Source organism: Bradyrhizobium sp. 482_C4_N1_8, assembly GCF_052075965.1.
Taxonomy (GTDB): domain Bacteria; phylum Pseudomonadota; class Alphaproteobacteria; order Rhizobiales; family Xanthobacteraceae; genus Bradyrhizobium; species Bradyrhizobium barranii.
On the sequence record NZ_CP197231.1, the window covers coordinates 5,201,099 to 5,221,689 of the forward strand.

At 63.8% G+C, this 20,591-nt stretch carries 20 protein-coding genes; 9 read left to right on the plus strand and 11 right to left on the minus strand.

Translation table 11 applies throughout. The features are described from left to right. The first annotated feature begins 159 nt into the window (after positions 1–159). Genes AB7Z56_RS25170 through AB7Z56_RS25185 form a run of 4 tightly spaced genes read left to right on the plus strand, consistent with a single transcriptional unit; the run spans position 160 to position 4,172 of the window. Positions 160–1,011 carry a phosphodiesterase gene (locus AB7Z56_RS25170; protein ID WP_135215313.1) on the plus strand — a complete coding sequence of 284 codons (852 nt, stop codon included), beginning with the start codon at positions 160–162 and terminating at the stop codon, positions 1,009–1,011. Between the two features lies 1 nt (position 1,012). Further along, positions 1,013–1,963: a carbohydrate ABC transporter permease gene (locus AB7Z56_RS25175; RefSeq protein ID WP_167768106.1), complete on the plus strand. Its 951-nt coding sequence runs from the start codon at positions 1,013–1,015 to the stop codon at positions 1,961–1,963. Next, positions 1,960–2,829 (plus strand): carbohydrate ABC transporter permease, encoded by an 870-nt coding sequence (locus AB7Z56_RS25180; RefSeq protein ID WP_135215311.1) that lies wholly within the window; start codon positions 1,960–1,962, stop codon positions 2,827–2,829. Before AB7Z56_RS25175 ends, AB7Z56_RS25180 begins: the two co-directional genes overlap by 4 nt. Before the next feature lie 11 nt (positions 2,830–2,840). Next, positions 2,841–4,172: an ABC transporter substrate-binding protein gene (locus AB7Z56_RS25185; protein ID WP_354131220.1), complete on the plus strand. Its 1,332-nt coding sequence runs from the start codon at positions 2,841–2,843 to the stop codon at positions 4,170–4,172. A gap of 75 nt (positions 4,173–4,247) precedes the next feature. Here the strand turns inward: AB7Z56_RS25185 and AB7Z56_RS25190 are convergent, their stop codons facing one another. The 4 genes from AB7Z56_RS25190 to AB7Z56_RS25205 form a co-directional block, all read right to left on the minus strand. Further along, complete coding sequence (locus AB7Z56_RS25190; protein ID WP_354131219.1) at positions 4,248–5,069, minus strand: ABC transporter permease; 822 nt, start codon at positions 5,067–5,069, stop codon at positions 4,248–4,250. Positions 5,070–5,079: 10 nt separating this feature from the next. Next, the gene (locus tag AB7Z56_RS25195; protein WP_028147781.1) at positions 5,080–5,964 is read right to left on the minus strand and encodes an ABC transporter permease; all 885 of its coding nucleotides are present in this window, start codon (positions 5,962–5,964) and stop codon (positions 5,080–5,082) included. 11 nt (positions 5,965–5,975) lie between these two features. Continuing rightward, complete coding sequence (locus AB7Z56_RS25200; protein WP_354131218.1) at positions 5,976–7,040, minus strand: ABC transporter ATP-binding protein; 1,065 nt, start codon at positions 7,038–7,040, stop codon at positions 5,976–5,978. A 66-nt stretch (positions 7,041–7,106) separates the two neighbouring features. Next, entirely contained in the window at positions 7,107–8,246 is a 1,140-nt protein-coding gene (locus tag AB7Z56_RS25205) for an ABC transporter substrate-binding protein (protein ID WP_354131217.1), read from the minus strand. A gap of 250 nt (positions 8,247–8,496) precedes the next feature. On the opposite strand from AB7Z56_RS25205, the gene AB7Z56_RS25210 reads away from it, so the two are divergent. Beyond that, complete coding sequence (locus tag AB7Z56_RS25210) at positions 8,497–9,174, plus strand: FadR/GntR family transcriptional regulator (RefSeq protein WP_354131216.1); 678 nt, start codon at positions 8,497–8,499, stop codon at positions 9,172–9,174. A gap of 32 nt (positions 9,175–9,206) precedes the next feature. Here the strand turns inward: AB7Z56_RS25210 and AB7Z56_RS25215 are convergent, their stop codons facing one another. Further along, positions 9,207–10,196 (minus strand): zinc-dependent alcohol dehydrogenase family protein, encoded by a 990-nt coding sequence (locus AB7Z56_RS25215; RefSeq protein ID WP_354131215.1) that lies wholly within the window; start codon positions 10,194–10,196, stop codon positions 9,207–9,209. Positions 10,197–10,299: 103 nt separating this feature from the next. On the opposite strand from AB7Z56_RS25215, the gene AB7Z56_RS25220 reads away from it, so the two are divergent. Next, positions 10,300–11,199, plus strand: coding sequence for a LysR family transcriptional regulator (locus tag AB7Z56_RS25220; protein WP_354131214.1), 900 nt, complete (start codon positions 10,300–10,302; stop codon positions 11,197–11,199). A gap of 353 nt (positions 11,200–11,552) precedes the next feature. Beyond that, on the plus strand, positions 11,553–12,722 hold the full coding sequence (gene rnd, locus AB7Z56_RS25225; protein WP_085402881.1) for a ribonuclease D: 1,170 nt from the start codon (positions 11,553–11,555) through the stop codon (positions 12,720–12,722). 255 nt (positions 12,723–12,977) lie between these two features. Here rnd and AB7Z56_RS25230 read toward each other — a convergent pair whose 3' ends face one another. Both AB7Z56_RS25230 and AB7Z56_RS25235 read right to left on the minus strand, forming a co-directional pair. After that, the gene (locus AB7Z56_RS25230; protein WP_071914591.1) at positions 12,978–14,360 is read right to left on the minus strand and encodes an aspartate aminotransferase family protein; all 1,383 of its coding nucleotides are present in this window, start codon (positions 14,358–14,360) and stop codon (positions 12,978–12,980) included. Positions 14,361–14,555: 195 nt separating this feature from the next. Beyond that, positions 14,556–15,887 carry an MFS transporter gene (locus AB7Z56_RS25235; protein WP_208071750.1) on the minus strand — a complete coding sequence of 444 codons (1,332 nt, stop codon included), beginning with the start codon at positions 15,885–15,887 and terminating at the stop codon, positions 14,556–14,558. Positions 15,888–16,042: 155 nt separating this feature from the next. Here AB7Z56_RS25235 and AB7Z56_RS25240 point away from each other — a divergent pair, with 155 nt between their 5' ends. Together AB7Z56_RS25240 and AB7Z56_RS25245 are read left to right on the plus strand one after the other, a co-directional pair. Then, positions 16,043–16,786, plus strand: coding sequence for an IclR family transcriptional regulator (locus AB7Z56_RS25240; RefSeq protein ID WP_166096102.1), 744 nt, complete (start codon positions 16,043–16,045; stop codon positions 16,784–16,786). Between the two features lie 98 nt (positions 16,787–16,884). Next, the gene (locus AB7Z56_RS25245) at positions 16,885–18,477 is read left to right on the plus strand and encodes an FAD-dependent monooxygenase (protein WP_225048801.1); all 1,593 of its coding nucleotides are present in this window, start codon (positions 16,885–16,887) and stop codon (positions 18,475–18,477) included. 30 nt (positions 18,478–18,507) lie between these two features. Here the strand turns inward: AB7Z56_RS25245 and AB7Z56_RS25250 are convergent, their stop codons facing one another. From AB7Z56_RS25250 to AB7Z56_RS25265, 4 genes are read right to left on the minus strand one after another with little or no spacing between them, the layout of a single operon-like run. Further along, positions 18,508–18,678, minus strand: coding sequence for a hypothetical protein (locus AB7Z56_RS25250; RefSeq protein ID WP_166096098.1), 171 nt, complete (start codon positions 18,676–18,678; stop codon positions 18,508–18,510). A gap of 34 nt (positions 18,679–18,712) precedes the next feature. After that, the gene (locus AB7Z56_RS25255; protein WP_063983663.1) at positions 18,713–19,276 is read right to left on the minus strand and encodes an isochorismatase family protein; all 564 of its coding nucleotides are present in this window, start codon (positions 19,274–19,276) and stop codon (positions 18,713–18,715) included. A 25-nt stretch (positions 19,277–19,301) separates the two neighbouring features. Continuing rightward, positions 19,302–19,922 (minus strand): GNAT family N-acetyltransferase, encoded by a 621-nt coding sequence (locus AB7Z56_RS25260; protein ID WP_063983664.1) that lies wholly within the window; start codon positions 19,920–19,922, stop codon positions 19,302–19,304. Further along, positions 19,909–20,526, minus strand: coding sequence for a hypothetical protein (locus tag AB7Z56_RS25265; RefSeq protein ID WP_063983665.1), 618 nt, complete (start codon positions 20,524–20,526; stop codon positions 19,909–19,911). Before AB7Z56_RS25265 ends, AB7Z56_RS25260 begins: the two co-directional genes overlap by 14 nt. Positions 20,527–20,591 lie beyond the last annotated feature (65 nt).

Genomic DNA, 20,591 nt, shown 5'->3' on the forward strand with positions numbered 1-20,591 from the left:
CATTCGGCCCCAGAGTACGCTCGCCCGGTCGTCCCAAGCATGTCCACATCTTCCACGCGCCGCAGGAACCGCTGTCATCAAACTGAAACACTGGCACTCTAACGGCCTATCAGGGACGTCCTGCCGGAGGCGCCCATCCTCCAACAGTCCTGACGCGCCATGCCCTTCAAATTCATCCACATCACCGACACGCATCTCGCGAACCCCGGACTGAAGCTCTATGGCCTCGATCCGCGCGCCCGGCTGGACGCGGCGGTTGCCAACATCAACAAGCACCAGTCCGACGCTGCCTTCGCAGTCGTGACCGGCGACCTCACCCATTGGGGCGAGCCTGAATCCTACATCAATTTCGCCGAGGCGATGGGCGCGCTGAAAATCCCTTATATCGCCATGGTCGGCAATCACGACAAGCGCGTGGCCTGCCTCGACGGCCTGAAGGCCGCGCCGCGCGACCCGAACGGCTTCGTCCAGGGCACCCGCACCACCGAGCACGGCCTGTTCGTCTTCCTCGACACGCTGGACGAGACCAGCCACGCCGGCGAGATGTGCGCCAAGCGCCTCGGCTGGCTCGCGAGCACGCTGGCCGCAGCGCCCGCCGACATGCCGTTCGTCGTCTTCATGCATCATCCGCCCTTCCCGGTCGGCGTCCACGCGATGGACGAGATCGCACTGGCGCAGAGCGCCGAATTCGCCGAGGTGATCGCGCCCTATCGCGCACGCATCCGCCACCTCTTCTTCGGCCACGTGCACCGGCCGATCTTCGGCAGCTACGGCAAGATCCCGTTCTCGACGCTCCGCGGCACCAACCACCAGGTCTGGTTCGAGCTCGACGCTGCCGCGACCGACCATCTCGCCAGCCATGAGCCGCCGGCCTATGGCGTGGTGCTCATCGACAGCGAGAACCTGGTCGTGCACAGCCACGACTTCCTCGACACCAGTCTGCGCTTTCCATTCGCCGCACCGACGGGAATGAACGACCGCGACTATGCGCTCAATTTCCCGGCGCGATGAGATGAGCCTCGCTGAACCCGCGGCTCTCCCGGTCGCGACTTCGGCGGCACCGCGTCTGCACGTCCTGAAGCGGTTTGTAGGCCGCTTCAACGCCTCGCTGCCTGCCTATCTGTTGCTTCTGCCATCACTGGTCTTCCTCGCACTGTTCACCTATGGCGCGATGGGCCGCGTGCTGATCGACGCGCTCTACCAGCGCGCGACGCCGAAGGCACCGGTCCGCTTCGTCGGCCTCGACAATGTCAGTGCCGTGCTTGCCGATCCCGCCTTCACCGGCGCGGTCGTCAACAATCTCGTCTACGCCATCGGCACGGCGATCCCGAGCATCGGACTTGCACTGCTGTTCGCGCTGGCGCTGTCGCGCACCAATGCGGTGAGCAGCGCGCTGCGCGCGGCGCTGTTCCTGCCGGTGCTGATCCCGATGGTCGCGGCCTCCGCGCTGTTCCTGTTCATCTTCCTGCCCAATGTCGGCCTGCTCGACTACTACATCGGCCGCCTGCTTCCGGTGGTGCCGAACTGGCTCGGCGACCCCGACATCGCGCTCTATGCGATCATGGTGATCACCATCTGGAAGAACGCCGGCTACTACATGCTGTTCTTCCTCGCTGGCCTCCAGGCCGTGCCCGAGGATGTCATGGAAGCCGCGCATCTCGATGGCGCCGGCCCGTTCATGCGGCTGCGCTACATCATCCTGCCCGAGCTCAAGCCGACCTTCCTGTTCGTCATTGTCATCGCCACGCTCAACGCGGTCACGCAGGTCGACCACGTCTTCGTCATGACCAAGGGCGGGCCGTCCAACTCGACCAATCTTGTGCTGTTCTACATCTACCAGCAGGCGGTCGAGCATTACGACATCGGCAAGGCCTCGGCAGCGACACTGCTGACGCTTGCGGCGCTGATGGGCCTCACCGCGCTCTCCTTCCGGACGATGGCAAACCGCGAGGGCGGGCCATGACGCTGATCGACCGCCTGCTCAAGGATGCCCCGCTCGCCACCCGCCGCGAGATCACGCCCAAGCTCGGCTTCGTGTTGACGATCTTGCTCGCCATCGTCTGGCTGATCCCGTTCCTGTGGATGGGCGTGGCGACGCTGCGCCCGGCGTCCGACGGCATCAACGTGATGGCCGAGCTGATGCCGAGCCTGAAGCCGACCCTCGACAATGTCAGGGATGCCTGGGAGATCGGCGATTTCCCGCGCTACACCCTCAACACCACGATCATCTGCACCGGCATTCTGCTGGTGCAGTTCGTCACGATCACGCTGGCGGGCTTTGCCTTTGCGCGGCTCGAATTCGCCGGCAAGACGCTGATCTTCTATTTGTTCCTGATGCAGCTGATGCTGGTGCCGGTGCTGCTGATCGTGCCGAATTTGAGCCTGGTGGCGCAGCTCGGGCTCTACGACACGCTCGCCGGCGTGATGATGCCGTTCTTCGCCTCGGCCTTCGGCACCTTCCTGATGCGGCAGGCTTTTGAAGCCATTCCGACCGAGCTGGAAGACGCCGCCCTGATCGACGGCGCCAGCCTTCTCCAGCGCATCCGCCACATCTACGTGCCGCTGTCGATGCCGAGCTTCTCGGCCTTCGCCATCATCTCCGTCACCAGCCACTGGAACGACTTCCTGTGGCCGCTGATGGTGATCAATTCGCCGGACAAGCGGCCGCTCACGGTCGGTCTGTCCGTCTTCACCGCGACCGCCGAAGGCACGCAGGCCTGGGGCACGATTGCCGCCGGCACGCTGATGGTGATCGCGCCGCTGCTCATCACATTCCTGATCTTCCAGAAACGCTTCATCAGCTCTTTCGTCACCTCAGGCATCAAATAGGAGATTTTTCGATGCTGTTTACCCGCAGGCTCATGCTTGGCCTCGCCATGGCAGGCTCTATGGCAGGCGCCCTCGCCTTCCCGGCAATGGCCGAAGGTCCGACCGAGATCGACCTGTTCTTCCCCGTTCCCGTCGACGGCAAGCTCGCCCGCGACATGGGCACCTTGATCAAGGAGTTCAACGAGACCCATCCCGCCATCAAGGCGACCGCGGTCTACACCGGCTCCTATGACGACACGCTGATCAAGACGCGCGCGGCCATCAAGGCCGGCAAGCCGCCGGCCGCCGTGATCATGTCCGCGAACTTCCTGCTCGACATGCAGATCGAGAACGAGCTCACCAATCTCGACAGCCTGATCGCCGCCGACGGCTCCACCAAGGAAAAGTTCTTGGGCCAGTTCTTCCCGGCGCTGCAGGGCAACGCGGTGATCGACCGCTCGGTCTACGGCGTGCCCTTCCACAATTCGACGCCGCTGCTCTACATCAACGCCGACAAGGCCAAGGAAGCCGGCCTCGATCCGAGCAAGCCGCCGCAGACCTGGGCCGAGCTCACCGACTGGGCCAAGAAGCTCACCAAGCGCGAAGGCGACAAGGTGACCCAATGGGGCATCGCGATCCCCTGCGCCTATGACTATTGCGGCTGGATGATGGAAACGCTCACCATGACCAATGGCGGGCGCTACTACAACGAGGAATTCGGCGGCGAAGTCTATTACGACACGCCCTCGATGCTGGGCGCGCTGACCTGGTGGAACGACCTCGTCTACAAGCACAAGGTCCACGCCCCCGGCGCGACGCCCGGCCCGGCCGTCAGCACCTCCTTCATCTCCGGCAATGCCGCGATGATGATGCTCTCGACGGGCTCGCTGACCTATGTGCGCGACAACGCCAAGTTCAACTACAAGGTCGCGTTCATCCCGCGCAACGTCCGCAACGCCGTGCCGATCGGTGGCGCCTCGCTGATCGTTCCGGCCGGCCTCGAAGCCGACAAGCAGAAGGCCGCCTGGACGCTGATCAAGTGGATGACCTCGCCCGAGAAGAGCGCCTGGTGGAGCCGCGCCACCGGCTATTTCGCGCCCAACATGGCCGCCTACAAGACGCCTGACATGGTCGACTTCCTCAACAAGAACCCGGACGCCAAGACCGCCGTCGAGCAGCTCGACGTCGCAAAACCCTGGTTCGCGACCTACAAGACCGTGCCGGTCCGCAAGACGCTCGAGGACGAGGTCATGCTGGTCCTCAACGGCAAGAAGCAGCCGAAGGAGGCGCTGGTCGCCGCCCAGAAGGCTGCCGACGAGACGCTGAGGCCGTACAACGCGGAGACCTCGCTGAAGCTGCCGTGAGGCCAGCGATCAGCCAAACAACCTCGGCGCTCCACGGTGTGGGGCGCCGAAATCATTTCAGGGGCCGTGATCGCGTCAGTTGCGCCTGCCGTCGAGCCTGAACACCATCTGCGTCGGACGCACGAACCGCAATGCGACCAGCAGCACAGCCATGACGGTGCACATGTAGATGACAGCCATCGCATCAATCGAATAGACCGGCCGCACACCGCCAGCGAAGACGTTGTAATACAGCGCGACGACCAGGGTCTGCGATCCCCCGCCCGCGAGCAGAAACGCCAGCTCGAAGTTCGAGATCGTATTCACGAGAACCAGCAGGCCCGCCGTCAAAATGCCGGGCAGCATCAGCGGCAACAGGATGCGGCGGAATATCTGCAGCCGGCTCGCGCCGAGCATCTGCGCCGACCATTCAAGGTTCAAGCTGATCTGCTCGAAGAACGGCAACAGGATGAAGACGGCAAGAGGAACCATCGGGACGAGCACGGCGAGAATGACGCCAATGACCGTCCCGCCGACACCGAACCCATAAAGCGTCGTGGCAAGCGGAATGCCGTAGGTCATCTGAGGGATCAGCAGCGGCAGGAAGTAGAGCAGCAGCAGGACCGGCTTGGCGTTGAAATTCCGCCGCGCCAGCACGTAGGCCGCTGGAAATCCGATCGCGAGCGCGATGAAGACCACGGCCAGCGCGATGAACAGCGTGATGAAGAGAACATGGGACAGCTCGAACTCCCGCCAGGCGTAGGTAAACCAATCCGTCGTGAACGCCGGCGGCAACGGCTTGCCGAACCAGCGTTTGGCGAACGAGCTCACCACGACATGCGTCACGATGCCGACCAGGTTCAGGATGAATCCCAGCAGGAACAGGTAGATCGCCAATTTCCACATCCGTCCGCGCATTGGCGCCCCCTCAGCGTTTGCCGACGCCCATGGTTGTTGCAATCGTCATCCGGCGGCGCACCAGCACGATGACCACCAGCGCCGCGAGCTGGCAGAGCCCCATGATGACCGCGATCGCGGATGCGTAGGACATGTCATATTGCTCGAAGGCCTGCTGGTAGGCCGCGATCGAGATCGTCCGCGTCGAACCGGCCGGCTGGCCAACCATCACCGCGGATGGAAACACCGCAAAGCTCATCACGAAGACGAGGGCAAACGCGATGATCAGGCCCGGTGCGATCAACGGGAACATGACGCGCCGGAAGATGGTCCAGGGCCCGGCGCCCAGCATGCGTGCGGAGCTTTCCAGGCTCGGGTCGATGCCGGAGATGTAACCGAGCAACATCAGGAAGCAGAACGGAAAGTTCTGCATGAACAGCGAGAAGATGACGCCGATCGAATTGTGGGTCAGCTCGAGCGGGTTCTGGATCAATCCGACCGCAAGCAGCAACTGGTTCAGCCAGCCATTGTGGCCGTAGAAGCCGAGGATCCCTTCCGACAGGAAGACGACACCGAGCGAGATCGGAAGCACGAGAATGGTCGTGATGGTGCGCTCGAACCAGATGCCACGCCGCATGCCGTATGCGAGGAACAGCGCAACCAACACGACCGCGACCGTCGTCGGCAACGCCAACATGAAGGTCGTCTTGATCGTATTGTACTGGTAGGCGTCGTTGAAGAACGCGACATAGTTCGAGAATATCCCGGCGTCGCGCTTCTTCGGCTGCAAGCTGATGTAGATCCCGTAGAGGAACGGGTAGACGAACATCGCGAGCACGTAGAGCAGCGACGGCGCAAGACAGAGGATCGCGACGAGGTCCAGTTCGCTGCGAGAATCAGAGCGGATGCGGGCCACGATCTGTCCCCTCACTCGCGACGCAGCAGAACGAACTTGTCCGCCGGCAAGGTCAGATCCAGCATCTCGCCCAGTACGAGCTTCTCGTGCGAGCGCACCCAGAGCCTTGTGCCGCCATCGAGCGCGATCTCGGCCTCCTGCTCGCGTCCGAGATATTCGACCAGCTCGACCTTGCCGCGCAGCACGTTGACGCCATCGCCAAATTTGCCGAGACGCACATCTTCCGGCCGGATCGCCAGAACGGCGTGCTCGCCCGGGCGGAAGCTATCCCTGGCCCTGGCCTGCAGGATTTGCCCCTTGAAACCGGCATCGATCATACCGCCCGCTTCCTTGCCGAGCGTCACATCGAGGAAATTTCGGAAGCCCATGAAATCCGCCACGAAGACGTTCTTGGGACGGTCGTGGATTTCCTGCGGCGTCCCGACCTGCATGAGCACACCTTCGCGCAGCACGACGATGCGGTCGGAGAGCGAGAGAGCTTCGGCCTGGTCGTGGGTGACGTAGATGGAGGTCAGGCCGAGCTGTGCGTGCAGCTGCTTGATCTCGGCGCGCATCTCGACGCGGAGCTTCGCGTCGAGGTTGGACAACGGCTCGTCGAACAGCATCAACCGAGGGTGCAGCACAAGAGCGCGCGCGATGGCGACACGCTGCTGCTGTCCGCCCGAGAGCTGACCGGGATAGCGGTCTTCATAACCGGCAAGACGCACCAGACCGAGCATGTCCCGCACGCGCTGCTCGATTTCCGCAGACGGCCGCTTCTGGAGAGAGAGGCCGAAGGCGACGTTGCCGAACACAGTCAGATGCGGAAACAGCGCGTAGTTCTGGAACACCATGCCGAACCCGCGCTTTTCGGGCGAGACATCGTCAATCCGTCGTCCGTTGAGATGGATCTCGCCGTCGCTCGGCGGCACCAGGCCTGCGATGATGCCGAGCGCCGTGGACTTTCCGCACCCGCTCGGCCCCAGGAAGGTAACGAACTCGCGGCCGCCGACCTCCAGCGGAAAGTGGTCGAGCACCACCTTGCCGCCATAACGCTTGGTGATCGACATCTGCAGCTTATCGATAGAGTCGGCCATTCCCCGCCCCGCATACGCACGCGAGGGCCGCACCTGCGCGCCCTCGCGTCTTGGTCCCGGTTATTGTTATTTCTTGACCTGATCGGCGCCGACCTCACGGTCCCACCGTTCCATCGCGTAGCTCAGCTCGGTCACGCCCAGCGGAGGCGATACTTTCCATTTGGTCCCGATCTGATCATATTCAGGACGCCAGAACTCCTTCACCTCGTCCTGGATATCCTTGGGCGCCGATGCGAGGGCCGCGGCCTTCACGACCGGCCCGATGAAGGCCTTCCAGGTGAGCGCCTGCTGCTCCGGCTTCCACATGAACTTCATGAGGTCGACGATGACATCGACCTGTTCCTGCGGTACGCCCTTCGGGATGCACCAATAATGGCCGTCCACCACGAACGTCGTGTTCTCCAAAATTGCGATCTTCGAGTCCGGCGGGATCACGCTCTGCGCGCGCGGCTTCATGTCCCATTCCATGATCCCGGCGATCATCCAGCGTTGCCCCTGGGCGAATTCCTTCAACGTGATCGCGGTACCGGTCGGATAATATTCGACGGACTTGCCGAGCTCTTTCAGGAAATCCCAGCTCTTGTCCCAGCCCTTTTCGGGGTCGAGCGGCTTGGAGTCCCCAAGAATGAAGGCAAAGCCCTGGAGGATCGCGCGGCCCGGCCCGCTGTTCGCCGGACGCGCATACATGAATTTGCCCGGGTTCGCCTTCACCCAAGTCAGCAATTCCTGCGCGGTCTTCGGCGGGCTCGGCACCTTCGCCGGATTGTAGATCAGCACCGGTCCACCGGCATTGCCGACTGACGGAATCAGGACGCCCTTGCCCTCGTCGTAAAGCGCCTTGCCCGCATCGGTGAGGCCGTCGCGCGGAAAGGTCTTCTGATAATCGGGGATGGCGATGAGCTGGCCGTTCTGGGCCAGCAGTGCGCCGCCATCCTGCCCGGTCAGCACCAGATTGATATCGAGGCGTCCGGCGTCCTGCTGCGCCTTGATCTTGGCCGGAAGCTCCGGCGCGGGCGCGCGCTGGATTCTGATCTCGCTGACCTTGTCCGGATTCGCCTTCTTGTAGTTCTCGATGATGGTCTGCACCGAGGCCAGGTCACCGCCGGTATCAATGATCGAAAGACTGACCGGAGCGGCCAGGGCTCCGCTGCAAAGACACGCCCCCAACAGGGCGGCGACCATTGGGGTTGCTGACCTCGGTTTCATTCTCGCCTCCCACGCGCTTTATTTTTTGCGCAACTTGTTATTTATTTGTAAGGCAAGCATCGACGAAATCTTCGCTGGTTGTCAAGCGGTCTGTTCTGTAGCTGTTTTAAACTGGCGGCCGAGCGCCTTGTGCACGGACTGAAATGTCAAAAACTTGTTTGGAAGCCGAACGCAAAACCGGGCGGAGCCGGACTTGAAAAAGCCTGCGATGAAATCCGTGGAGTTGCCGCTGTCGTCCTCGACGGGACGATTGAGCGACCGGATCTACGACCATGTGCTCGGTCAGATCGCGATCGGCATCCTTCCCGTGAACTGCCGGCTACCGCCCGAGAATGGCCTTGCCGAACTCCTTGGCGTGTCGCGGCCCGTCGTTCGCGAGGCGCTGACGCGATTGCGCGACGACGGGCTGATCGCATCACGCCAGGGTGCGGGCTGGTTCGTGACGCGGCGCCCGGCCGCCAATGCCTTCGACTTCGCGCCTGTCAGTAGCATCCCCGACATCCAGCGCTGCTTCGTGTTCCGGATGGCCGTCGAGGGTGATGCCGCGGCCCTCGCCGCCCGTAATCGGGACAGGCAAAGCCTGCGCCGCATTCAGCAGGTGCTGACCAGGCTGGATACGATGGTCGCCCAAGGGCGCGAGGGCGGCCTTGGTGTCGAGGAAGATCTCCTCTTCCACCGCACGATTGCGGAGGCGAGCGGCAACCGGTTCTTTGTCGAGACGCTGACGTCGTTGAGGGAGCAGATCGCCATTGGCGTCAATCTCAACCGCAACCTGTCGCTCATTCAGCCGCGCGGCCGCATTCTCAGGGGGCAGCAGGAGCATCGCCGCGTGTTCGAGGCCATCGAGGCACAAGACGAGGACGGCGCCCGCCGCGCCATGCGCACGCATGTCGAAAATGCCCGCAAGAGAATATTCGAGGGGGGCTGATCGCCGCGACGTGAGCCACGCGCCGCGCGCGTTTAGATCGTCACAACGATCTTGCCGAACTGATTGTTCGACTCCAGGAAACGATGCGCCTCGACGATCTCATCGAACGGGAACGTTCTGGCGATCACCGGCTTCAAGCTGCCGTCCGCCAACCCATCGAGGATGAACGCCTTTGCCCGCGCAAGGCGCACGGGATCGCGGATGATCTCGTGCACGAGGTAGCCGCGCAGGACCAGACTCTTGGTCAACACGTTGAAGAGTGGGAACGGCGTCGGCGCGGGGCTTAGCCCGCCATACTCGATCAGGATACCGCCCGGTGACATCGCCGCGGTCAGCGGCTCGAATGCGGGACCGCCGACGGCGTCAAACACCACGCGGACGCCGTTTGAACCGGCGATCTCCGCGAGCCGCGCTCCGATGTCCTCCTCGTCCGAGGCGATCACGTGCGCGGCGCCGGCATCGCGCAAGGCGCGCCGCTTGGTCGAGGTCCGCGTCAGGCCGACCGGGACCGCGCCGATCCGGTTCGCGATCTGGATGGCCGCAAGCCCGACGCTGCTCGATGCCGCCGTGATGGCGACGACATCCCCTCGCCCAAGTCCGGCGATGTCGACCAGCGCGCCGTAGGCCGTCAGATACTGCATCCACACCGCGGCCGCCGCCTCGAAGCCAAGCTCGGGCGGATGCTTCACGACGAGCTCGGCCGGAAAGGTGGTAAGCTCGGCATAGGCCGGCCATCGCACCATCGACAGCGGCGGCACGATGCTGACCGCATCGCCCGGCGCAAAGCCGGCCACGCCTTCGCCGATGGCCTCGACGATACCTGCCGCCTCCAGACCAAGGCCGGACGGAAATGTCGCGGTCTCGATATAGGTGCCCGTCCGCAACAGGGCCTCTGCACGGTTGAGACCGAGTGCCCTGACCCGGATCTGCACCTCGCCCTTTCCCGGCGGTGGAACGTCGACGGTCTCGATGCAAAGCACTTCGGGACCGCCATACCGGTGAAAGCGAACGACGCGGGTCATGGATACACTCCAAAACAGTTGAACTGAATGGAGCTATGCCGATCCCACCGAAGTGGATAAATGGCCCGAATGCGCGAACAGTCGAAACCAGGAGTTTTCAATCATGGACCGCCTGACCAGCATGGCCGTATTCGTCCGGGCCGTCGATCTCGGCTCGTTCGCAGCAGCGGCCGACGCCCTGGAGATGTCGGGGCCGATGGTCGGCAAGCATGTGCGCTTCCTCGAAGAACGCCTCGGCGTCCGCCTCCTCAACCGCACCACGCGGCGCCAGAGCCTGACCGAAGCTGGCCAAGTCTATTACGAGCGCTGCCGCACGGTACTCAGCGAGGCCGAAGCCGCCGACGCCGTCGTGGCCGATGAACTCTCCGCGCCGCGCGGCAGGCTGCGCGTGACCATGCCTGCCCTGCTGGGCCGACACTGCATCGCGCCCTTGCTGATGAAGCTCGCGCGAAAATATCCGCATCTCGAGCTCGACCTCTCCTTCGGCGATCCGATCGCTGACATCATCGAGGCCGGCTACGATCTTGCGATCCGGACCGGCGATCTCGACGACCAGTCCGGTCTGATCACGCGGCGCATCGCAAGCCAGCGCATGGTGGTGTGCGGCGCGCGGTCCTATTTGCGCGCCAACGGCAAGCCGAAATCGCTCGACGATCTCGCCGCGCATCAGGCGATCATCTATCGCCGCTCTGGACGCGTCCGGCCGTGGCTGTTTCCGCAAGCCGACCAGCCGGCACGCGAGATCATGCCTTCAGGCCGGCTGAGGCTCGACGATATGGAGGCGATCGCGGACGCCGCCGCGCAAGGCATGGGTCTCTCCTGGCTGCCTTATTGGCTGGTCCGCGAGCGTCTCAATACCGGCGCGCTGGTCGGCCTCTTCGAAGGCCAGCCCGAATTCCTCTACGACTGCCACGCGCTGTGGCCCCGTTCGCCCCGGATTCCGCCAAAAGTCCGTGCCGCCGTGGACGCGCTCGCCGCCGTCTTGCCGAAGCTCATGGGGTGATGGTCGAGCCCGCCCCCGTTAACTCCCCGTCCACCATCCGGCTTGCCGGGCGGCCGGTAACCACGAGCATTAACAGACCCTCAACGTACCCCCGACAAATCTATCAATGTTTCTGGAGATTTCGCCGTGGATCTGTTGGTTTTCGAGTTCCTGGGGCTGGCGCTGGTCGCCATGTGCGTGGTCGTGGTGGCGCTGCCCTGCGCGCGCAAATCCTCGCACCGGATCCGTTACGAATAGGAATTTCGTCGGAAAGAGACGATTCCGGCCCGATGCAAGGCTCGAATTCGCTTAGAGCCCCTTGACATCACAGCGCTTTCGGCAGAACGGCTGATACCAAGTGTCATGGGCCGTTCATGGATTTGATTACCACCACCGCTGACCTCGCGGCTGCCTGCAGCCGGCTGGCCAAGCACCCCGTTATTACAGTCGATACCGAGTTCCTGCGCGAAACCACCTACTACCCGCTGCTGTGCGTGGTGCAGATGGCCAGCCCCGAGGAAGCGATCGTCATCGACACCCTGGCCGAGGGCATCGACCTCAAGCCGTTCTTCGACCTGATGGGCAACGAGGGCGTGCTGAAGGTATTCCATGCCGCCCGCCAGGACATCGAGATCATCTGGCACCAGGCCAACATCATCCCGCACCCGGTGTTCGACACCCAGGTCGCGGCCATGGTGCTCGGCTACGGCGACAGCATCGCCTATGACGCGCTGGTCGAGAAGGTCGCGGGCCACCGCCCGGACAAGACCCACCGCTTCACCGACTGGTCGCGCCGGCCGCTGACGAAAGAGCAGATGCACTACGCGGTGTCCGACGTCACGCACCTGCGCGACGTGTTCGCCGCGCTCGATGCCGACCTCAAGAAGCGGCGCCGCAGCGAGTGGGTCTCCATCGAGATGGAGGTTTTGACCTCGCCCCGCACTTACGACTTCCACCCCGAGCGCGCCTGGGAACGGCTGAAGACGCGGGTCCGCAAGCCGAAGGACCTCGCGGTCCTGATGGAGGTCGCGGCCTGGCGCGAGCAGGAAGCGCAGAGCCGCGACGTGCCGCGCGGCCGCGTGCTGCGTGATGAAGCCATCAGCGACATCGCGACCCACGCGCCGAACACGCTGGAGAAGCTCGCCCATCTGCGCTCGGTGCCGAAGGGGTTCGAGAAATCCAAATGGGGCGCGGACATCGTCGCCGCGGTCGAGCGCGGGCTGGCGCGGGACTTTGCGACGCTGCCGAAGCTGGAGAAGCCGCGCAACAACAACAATGGCGCCGCCATCGTCGAGCTGTTGAAGGTGCTGCTGCGCATGACCGCGGAGCGCCACGCGGTCGCCAGCAAGGTGATCGCCACTGTCGACGATCTCGAAGAGATCGCAGCGGACGACGAGGCCGACGTGCCGGCCTTGCGCGGCTGGCGCCGCGAGTTGTTCGGCGACGCCGCCTTGAAGCTCAAGCGCGGCGAGCTGGCGCTCGCGATCGAGAAAGGCCGCGTGATCGGGGTCCAACGGGTGGAGCCGGTTAAACCGTCATCCTGAGTCGCGAGGCGTGAGCCTCGAAGGATGAGCGGCCCCCGCTGCGGCCAGTCGGCCGTCGCCCTTCGAGGCTCGCCGAAGAGGCGAGCACCTCAGGGTGACGGTGATAAATCGAGGCTCACTGCATCAACGCCGTCATTGCGAGCGAAGCGAAGCAATCCAGAATCTTTCCGCGGAGACGGTCTGGATTGCTTCGTCGCCCGCGCAAAATTGCTTCGCAATTTTGTTGCGGGCTCCTCGCAATGACGAGGAGAGAGCCTACGCCGGCGTCAGCTTCGCCACTTCCGGCTTCATGTCGTTCAGCACGCCCGTAATGGCCGCGATCAGCTCGTCGATCTGGGCCTTGGTGACGATCAGCGGCGGGCAGATGGCGATGGCATCCAGCATGTTGCGCGAGATCACGCCGCGCTCCTGGAGCATGCGGCTGGCGATGCCGCCGACGGCGCCGGGCGTGCTGGCGGCGGTCTTGCGTCCCTTGTCTAGCACGAGCTCGATCGCCGCGATCATGCCGACGCCGCGGACCTCGCCGACCAGCGGATCGCTGGTGAGCTCGCGCAGCTTGCCCTGCATGTAGCCGCCGAGCTCGGCGGCGTGCGCGACCAGGCCGCGCTCCTCGATGATCTTGAGGTTCTCCAGCGCGATGGCCGAGCCGACGGGATGGCCGCCCGCGGTGAAACCGTGGCCGAGCACGCCGATCTTGTTGCTCTCGTCCGCGATCGGCTCGAACATGCGATCGTTCAGGATGATCGCCGACAGCGGGAAATAGCTCGAGGTGATCTGCTTGGAGACCACCATCACGTCCGGCTTGATGCCATAGGTCTCGCAGCCGAACATCTTGCCGGTACGGCCGAAGCCGCAGATGACCTCATCTGCGACCAGCAGAATGTCGTACTTCTTCAGGACGGCCTGGATCTTGTCCCAATAGGTCGCCGGCGGCACGACGACGCCGCCCGCGCCCATCACCGGCTCGCCGAAGAAGGCCGCGATCGTATCCGGGCCCTCCTTCTGGATCAGCGCGTCGAGCTCCTCGGCCCGGCGCGTCGCGAACGCCTCCTCGCTCTCACCGGGCGCGCCGTCCTTGTAGAAATGCGGCGAGCCCGTGTGCAGGATGTTGGGCAGCGGCAGGTCGAACGAGCGGTGGTTGTTCGGCAGGCCGGTGAGGCTTGCCGAGGCAATGGTGACGCCGTGATAGGCGCGCATCCGGCTGATGATCTTCTTGCGCTGGGGCTGGCCGAGCGCGTTGGAGCGATAGGCGATCAGCTTGAGAACGGTGTCGTTAGCCTCCGACCCGGAATTGGTGAAGAACACCTTGCTCATCGGCACCGGCGCGAGCGCCACCAGCTTCTCGGCGAGGTCGATCGAGGGCCCGTGCGATTTGGCGGAGAACGTATGGTAGAACGGCAGCGCCAGCATCTGCTTGTGCGCCGCCTCGACCAGCCGCTTCTCGTTGAAGCCGAGCCCGACGCTCCACAAGCCGGCCATGGCCTCGAAATAGCGCTTGCCCGACGCGTCGAACACGTAAGGACCCTCGCCGCGCTCGATCACCAGCGGACCGGCCTGCTGATGCGCGCGCGCGTTGGTATAGGAATGGAGCTGGTAGGCCACATCCCGGGCCTCTTGCGAATTGGGCAGCATGGACATTGCGGGATTCCTCAACGGTGCGTCATTGGAGGTCACGACGCAGACCTGTCCAAACGACGAGCTTGTCCAAAGAAAACGTCGACATCTTGGCTATTGCGGCAGGCCGCAACTTGCAACGTCATTTCGTTGGCAACAAGCGCACACGAGCGTTGCAGGAAAGCAGCGCTGGCACTTCGGCAGGATATATCGCCTCGGCTAGCCTCGCCGTGCCAGCACGAAGGCCGCCGCCGCGGCGATCAATGCCGGGACGGCCGCAGCGCCAAACAGCGGCTGCGGTCCCATGTCGCGGGCCAGCATCACGCCGCCGATCAGAGGCCCCACGATCGAGCCGATGCGGCCGATGCCCAGCGCCCAGCCCACGCCGGTCGATCTGATCGCCGTCGGATAGAAGGTCGCCGTCAGCGCGTTCGAGGCGATCTGTCCCCCGACGATGCAAAATCCCGACGCGAAGATCGCGATCGTGACCAGCACGATCGAATGGCTGGCCATGCCGACGGCCGCAACCGCGACCGCCGCCGCGAGATAGGTCAGCGACAGCGCGCGAAACGAGAAGCGGTCGATGAATTGGCCGAGCGTGAACGTGCCGACCACGCCGCCGACCTGGAGCATCGCACCAATCGCGGCCGCCCCCGAAACCGACACGCCGAGATCGTTCAGCACGGTGGGCAGCCAGTTCGACAGCAAATACAGGTCGAGCAGGCTCATGAAGAACACGACCCAGAGCAGAACCGTCACCGATGCGCGGCCCTCTGCAAACAAATGCGCGACGCGCAATCCCGACAATTTGGGCTCCTGGACCACGAATTTGGCATTGCCGGCGAAGGATACCCCCGGGGCTATCTTTTGCAGGAGGTTCGCCACCTCGCGGTCGCGGCCGCCCATCATCGCCAGGAACCGGATCGACTCGGGCAACGCCTTGAAGAGGAAAGGCAGAAGCAGCAGCGGCACGAGGCCGCCGACGAGGAACACCGAGCGCCAGCCGAAAGCGGGGATCATGGCGGCCGCCAGCAGCCCGCCCAGGGCCGCACCGATCGAAAAGCCTGCGAACATGATCATGACCATGGTGGCGCGGCGGCGATGCGGGCTGAACTCGGAGGTCAGCGCAATCGCATTGGGCATTGCACCGCCGAGACCAAGACCGGTCAGAACGCGCAACGCGATCAGCCAGGTCGTGTCCACCGCGAACACGGTGAGCAGCGTCCCGATGCCGAACACCAGCACGCTTGCGAGGATGATGCGGCGGCGACCGATCCTGTCGGCCATCGGACCGAAGATCAGGGCGCCGATCATGAGACCCAGAAGCCCCGCGCTGAACACCGGTCCGAGGCTCCCGCGTGCCAGCTTCCATTCCTGCGCGACTGCAGGCGCGACATAACCGATGGCCTGGGTGTCGAAGCCGTCGATGAACAGCACCGCGGCGCAGACGAGCAGAACCCGGATCTGAAAGGCGCCAACCGGCTGACGATCGACATAGGCGGGAACGTCGACCGTGCCCGACACGATCTCATCCGTAGCTGTGACGGCCATGCCCAACCCCTCCCCCGGCAGCTCATGCACTATTATTCTTCTTAAAATCTCTTATAGTGAGATTATAACGAAGGCAAGCCACTACCGTGCCACCGTTTGCGGTCGGCGCGAATGCGGGTATCACGGCCAATACGCGAAGCTGGATCGAATCTCACTTGGTCAAAGCAAACAGTCAGGATCGAGTCCTTGCCGTGCTCGATCTCTTCACCGAGGCACGGCCGCAATGGTCGCCCGAAGAGCTCATGAAGGAGCTCGGCTACACGAGGCCGACGCTGTATCGCTATCTGAAGAGCTTGAAGGACAGCGGCTTCGTGATGCCGACGCGCGGTGGCCGGTTCGCGCTTGGCCCGCGCGTGGTGGAGATGGACTATCTCAGCCGCCGCTCCGATCCGCTGATCGCAGCAGCCACCCCGCATCTGGAGCGGCTGTCGGCCGCGCACCCCTGTACGGCCCTGGTCGTGCGCTGGTATGGGGAAAAGATGCTGTGCGTGGCTTCAATCGCCTCCGTCGTGAATCCCGTGAGCAGCTATCCGCGCGGCCGACCGATGGCGATGGGACGCGGCGCAATCGCGCGCTCGATCATGTCTTTTCTGCCCAAGCAACGCGTGATGCCACTGGTGACGCGCTATGCCGCCGATCTGCGCAGCGTCGGCGTCGGCGACACGTCCGACGAAATCCTGGCAGCGCTGAAGCGCGTGCGGCGCGCCGGCGTCGCCGTTGCCTTTGGCGAAGTGACACCGGGCGCGGTCGGGATCGCCGCGCCGATCCTCGATGCGGGCTACCCGATCGCGAGCCTCTGCATCACGATCGCCGGACCACATGCCAAGGGCGAGTTGATCGATCGCATCAGCGCGGAGGTCCGCGAAGCGGCCCGGCAGATCTCCGAGGCTGCGACATAATAATCTCATTATTTGAGATTTTACTTGACGAGATCTGTACGACATCTCATGAGGACGAGCGATCGCGCCTCGCGCGATGACAATCGTGGGGAAGCGATGTGAGGCAGGCTTCAGCGGATAGCGACGCGCCCGTCGTGATCGTCGGCGGCGGACCGGTCGGGATGGGTCTGGCGATCGGCCTTGGCCAGCGCGGCATCAAGACCATCGTCGTGGAACGCCACGAACAGCCGCAGCCGATCCCCAAGGGACAGAACCTCACGCAGCGGACGATGGAGCATTTCCATTTCTGGGGCGCGGAGGCAGCGCTGCGCGCGGCCCGCACCATTCCTCCCGACTACGGCATCGGCGGAATGACCAGCTACGGGACGCTGCTCAGCGGCCACAATTACAACTGGCTGCAGCGCGAGCTCGTCCGCCCCTTCTATTTCACCGACAACGAACGCCTGCCGCAATACGCGACCGAAGCCGTGTTGCGGCAACGGGCGGCACAGCTTCCCTCCATTGACCTGCAATACGGCTGGACCTGCCGGGATGTCCGGCCTGACGCCGAGGGCGTGGGCCTCGACATCGAAAATCGCGACGGGATGATACAGAGCCTTCGCGCCGACTACGTGATCGGCTGCGATGGCAGCCGATCGATCGTGCGCGAACGCGCCGGCATCACCCAGACCCGCTCCGACCACGATCGGCTGATGGTGCTGCTGGTGTTTCGCTCCGTCGAATTGCATCGACTGCTCGAGGCCTTTCCAGGCAAGTCGTTCTACAGCGTGTTGCATCCGGACCTCGAGGGCTATTGGAAGTTCTTCGGCCGGGTCGATCTCGGCAGCACCTGGTTCTTCCATGCCCCCGTTCCCGCGGACACCACCGCCGACAATTTCGATTTCCGACGCTTGCTGCACGATGCCGCCGGCGCACAATTCGACATCGAGTTCGAGCACATCGGATTCTGGGATCTTCGCTTCACGGTCGCGGACAGCTACCGCGCCGGCCGCGTCTTCGTCGCCGGAGATGCCGCGCACAGCCATCCGCCCTACGGCGGCTATGGCATCAACACCGGCTTCGAGGACGCCGCAAATCTGGCGTGGAAGCTCGCCGCGACGCTGCAAGGCTGGGCGCCAGCCGGTCTGCTCGACAGCTACGATGCCGAGCGGCGTCCGGTGTTTGCGTCCACCGCGCGCGATTTCATCGAGACGCCGATCTTCCGCGACCGCGATTTTCTTCGCCGGCACGATCCAGCGCGCGATCGGGCGGATTTCGAGGCCGCCTGGCACGAGCGGCACTCCGGCGCGCGCGCCGAGGTCAACGCCTTCGAGCCGAATTACGAGGGGTCACCAATCGTCTTTGGTCCGGCCGGCGCTGTCTGCAGCGCGATCGGCTCGCACGCCTATCCGGCGCGCGCAGGTCATCATCTCACCCCGCAACCTCTGTCGTCAGGCAAAAACGTGTTCGAGGAATTGGGCGACGGCTTCACCTTGATCGATCTGACGGACGGCGCCGCGGCAACAGCTCTCGAGCAAGCCGCCGCGCGGCTTGGCATCCCGCTGACGGTGATCAGGGACACCGCATCAGGCGGACGCGAGAAATACGAGGCGCGGCTGATCCTGGTGCGGCCCGATCAATTCGTCGCCTACGCGGGCGACAACGCTGATGACGCATCCGATATCCTGATGCGCGCCATCGGCCGATCCTGAGAGAAACGCTTTCGCCGCAGGCCCGAAACCCTACGCCGCGCCGTCGTCATCCTCTTCGTCGGCAGCGCGAGCGGCTTCCCTCACCTCCACCAGCGCCATCGAGAGCAGATAGACCGTCGTGGGCAAGCCGACGCTGCGCGCCGTCTCCACAGCACGCGACAAATCGCTTGCCAGCTCCTTGAGCTCGTCCCCCCGTGACAATGTCCCACCCCATCCATCCGCCGACCACGGCCGCCTAGACCGCGATGGCGCCGCTGGTTCTGATCAGTTCGGCGCTGGCATGGACTGTAGCAAAATTCCCGATCACATTCACCACCGACTGTTTGTAGACGGCGGCATCGCCCGTGCCCGGCTGCCGGCAGGCCACGGCGTCAGCGACGATCTGGTAGCGATGGCTGCGGTGAAACCCGTCGACGGCGGTGGCCAGGATGGTTTCGTCCAGGGAAAAGCCGACCAGAATGCAGCGCACATTGCGGATATTGGACATGTAGTCCACGAACCGCGAAGAGCTGTAGGCCGACGGCAACGGGTGCTCGAAAGTCATTTCGCCGGGTCGCGGCTTCGCCTCCGCGATCCAATCGGTCAGCCTGGATGCCGGATTGAACCACGCCGCCTGGGCGATGCGCTTCAGATGCATCACCGGCCAGAGATTGGTGCGCCACAGTGTCAGGAGCTCCAGGCAGCGCACGGTGGCGGCTTCGCCGTCGAGGATGACATGGCGACGCCCGGGGGTCAGATATTCGACCTGGAGATCCGCACAGACCAGGATCGACGGATCATCGGTAATGGAAGCCAGCATTGTCTTGCGCAGAGCTGCACCAATTTCAGTGATCGGCGAGTGCGAGGTCCCGTAGCGGCGAGGTCACCGCCCGCCCCGCGGATGCGTCGAGCACGCCGGGCCGGTCCCAATCGCCCTCGGGGCGAATGATCACATAGGGATCGCTGTCCAGCGTGATGGCGTCCGGCCCCGGCTCGATCTCCAGCAGCATCTCCGTGTAGGAGAAATCCGAGAAGGTGATCTTGCGGTTGTGACCGAGCGGCTTGGCGCCGAAATGAGCCCAGAAATCGACCAGCCGGTCCTGCGCCTGGCCGTAGATCTTGCGAAAGCCCTTGCGCTTCACATAGTCGACGCTCGCCTGGACCAGCTTGAACGAGACGCGCGAGCGCCGATATTGATGACGCACCGCGAGCCGCTCCACCTTGGCGAAATCCCCGAAGAAGCGTACCCGCAGGCAACCCGCAGGCTCGTTGCCGACGTAACCGATGAAGTGCGCTGCGACCATGTCGTTGCCGTCGAACTCCTCGTCGAACGGACAATCCTGCTCGGCGAGATAGACCGCCGCGCGAATGGCGGTGACCAGCATGAGGTCGTTGGGATCGCGCGCGAGGCGAATGGTGATGGCGCGGGAGTCGGGCTTGGCGAGGGGAATCCTAGTGCCGTGCATCTGCAAAACTCCTTGTTTGGATGATCGCGCCCGGCATCCGCATCGGCTGCCGATGCCAGGGCCGCTCGTAACACCAGAGATCGGGCTGGAAGCTCGGGACGGGGTCGAATCCCGTCGCCTTCATGATGTCGCGTCCGGCCACGGTTGACGGCTGCGCATAGCAATCCGCGCCGCGAAACCTTACCTGACGTAGATGAGCCGCGGCCTTGCCGAGACCGGCGATACCGCGGCCCGTCGCCGCGATCGCCCAGATGTAGATCGCTGCAACGTCTTCCTTCGCGGAAGCGAGATAGCGCGTCTCGGGTGCGGTCAGGCAGATCTCGTCGAGCAGCAGCGCATCATGTCCGCGGTCGTTGAGGAACAAGAAGGCCATGCCGCCGACCAGATTGCCCTTGCGACTGAACGTCAGGATGCTCTGAGGATCGAACGTGAAATATCGTGCAAGCTCTGCCGTTCCGATCTGCACACCCGGCACCAGCCGGTGCGCCATGTCGGAAAGCGCAGCAATTTCGGAAGATTGCGCACATCGGACATCGACGTCCGGACTGAGCGGCAATGCATCGAAATCATGCCTTGCGGCAAAGGAGCCCCTTTCCATACTCATGTCACCCCTCTATCGTCCGAGGATTTAGTGCCCCGCTATGACGATGACCTTAGCGGTTGGGGATC

What these genes read in the sequence shown, in the direction of transcription:
- rnd (WP_085402881.1), top strand. Translation starts at nt 11,553, where the DNA reads ATGGATTTGATTACCACCACCGCTGACCTCGCGGCTGCCTGCAGCCGG.
- AB7Z56_RS25220 (WP_354131214.1), top strand. Translation starts at nt 10,300, where the DNA reads ATGGACCGCCTGACCAGCATGGCCGTATTCGTCCGGGCCGTCGATCTC.
- AB7Z56_RS25190 (WP_354131219.1), bottom strand. Translation starts at nt 5,069, where the DNA reads ATGCGCGGACGGATGTGGAAATTGGCGATCTACCTGTTCCTGCTGGGA.
- AB7Z56_RS25215 (WP_354131215.1), bottom strand. Translation starts at nt 10,196, where the DNA reads ATGACCCGCGTCGTTCGCTTTCACCGGTATGGCGGTCCCGAAGTGCTT.
- AB7Z56_RS25205 (WP_354131217.1), bottom strand. Translation starts at nt 8,246, where the DNA reads ATGAAACCGAGGTCAGCAACCCCAATGGTCGCCGCCCTGTTGGGGGCG.
- AB7Z56_RS25170 (WP_135215313.1), top strand. Translation starts at nt 160, where the DNA reads ATGCCCTTCAAATTCATCCACATCACCGACACGCATCTCGCGAACCCC.
- AB7Z56_RS25235 (WP_208071750.1), bottom strand. Translation starts at nt 15,887, where the DNA reads ATGGCCGTCACAGCTACGGATGAGATCGTGTCGGGCACGGTCGACGTT.
- AB7Z56_RS25175 (WP_167768106.1), top strand. Translation starts at nt 1,013, where the DNA reads ATGAGCCTCGCTGAACCCGCGGCTCTCCCGGTCGCGACTTCGGCGGCA.
- AB7Z56_RS25230 (WP_071914591.1), bottom strand. Translation starts at nt 14,360, where the DNA reads ATGTCCATGCTGCCCAATTCGCAAGAGGCCCGGGATGTGGCCTACCAG.
- AB7Z56_RS25260 (WP_063983664.1), bottom strand. Translation starts at nt 19,922, where the DNA reads ATGCACGGCACTAGGATTCCCCTCGCCAAGCCCGACTCCCGCGCCATC.
- AB7Z56_RS25265 (WP_063983665.1), bottom strand. Translation starts at nt 20,526, where the DNA reads ATGAGTATGGAAAGGGGCTCCTTTGCCGCAAGGCATGATTTCGATGCA.
- AB7Z56_RS25255 (WP_063983663.1), bottom strand. Translation starts at nt 19,276, where the DNA reads ATGCTGGCTTCCATTACCGATGATCCGTCGATCCTGGTCTGTGCGGAT.
- AB7Z56_RS25185 (WP_354131220.1), top strand. Translation starts at nt 2,841, where the DNA reads ATGCTGTTTACCCGCAGGCTCATGCTTGGCCTCGCCATGGCAGGCTCT.
- AB7Z56_RS25180 (WP_135215311.1), top strand. Translation starts at nt 1,960, where the DNA reads ATGACGCTGATCGACCGCCTGCTCAAGGATGCCCCGCTCGCCACCCGC.
- AB7Z56_RS25200 (WP_354131218.1), bottom strand. Translation starts at nt 7,040, where the DNA reads ATGGCCGACTCTATCGATAAGCTGCAGATGTCGATCACCAAGCGTTAT.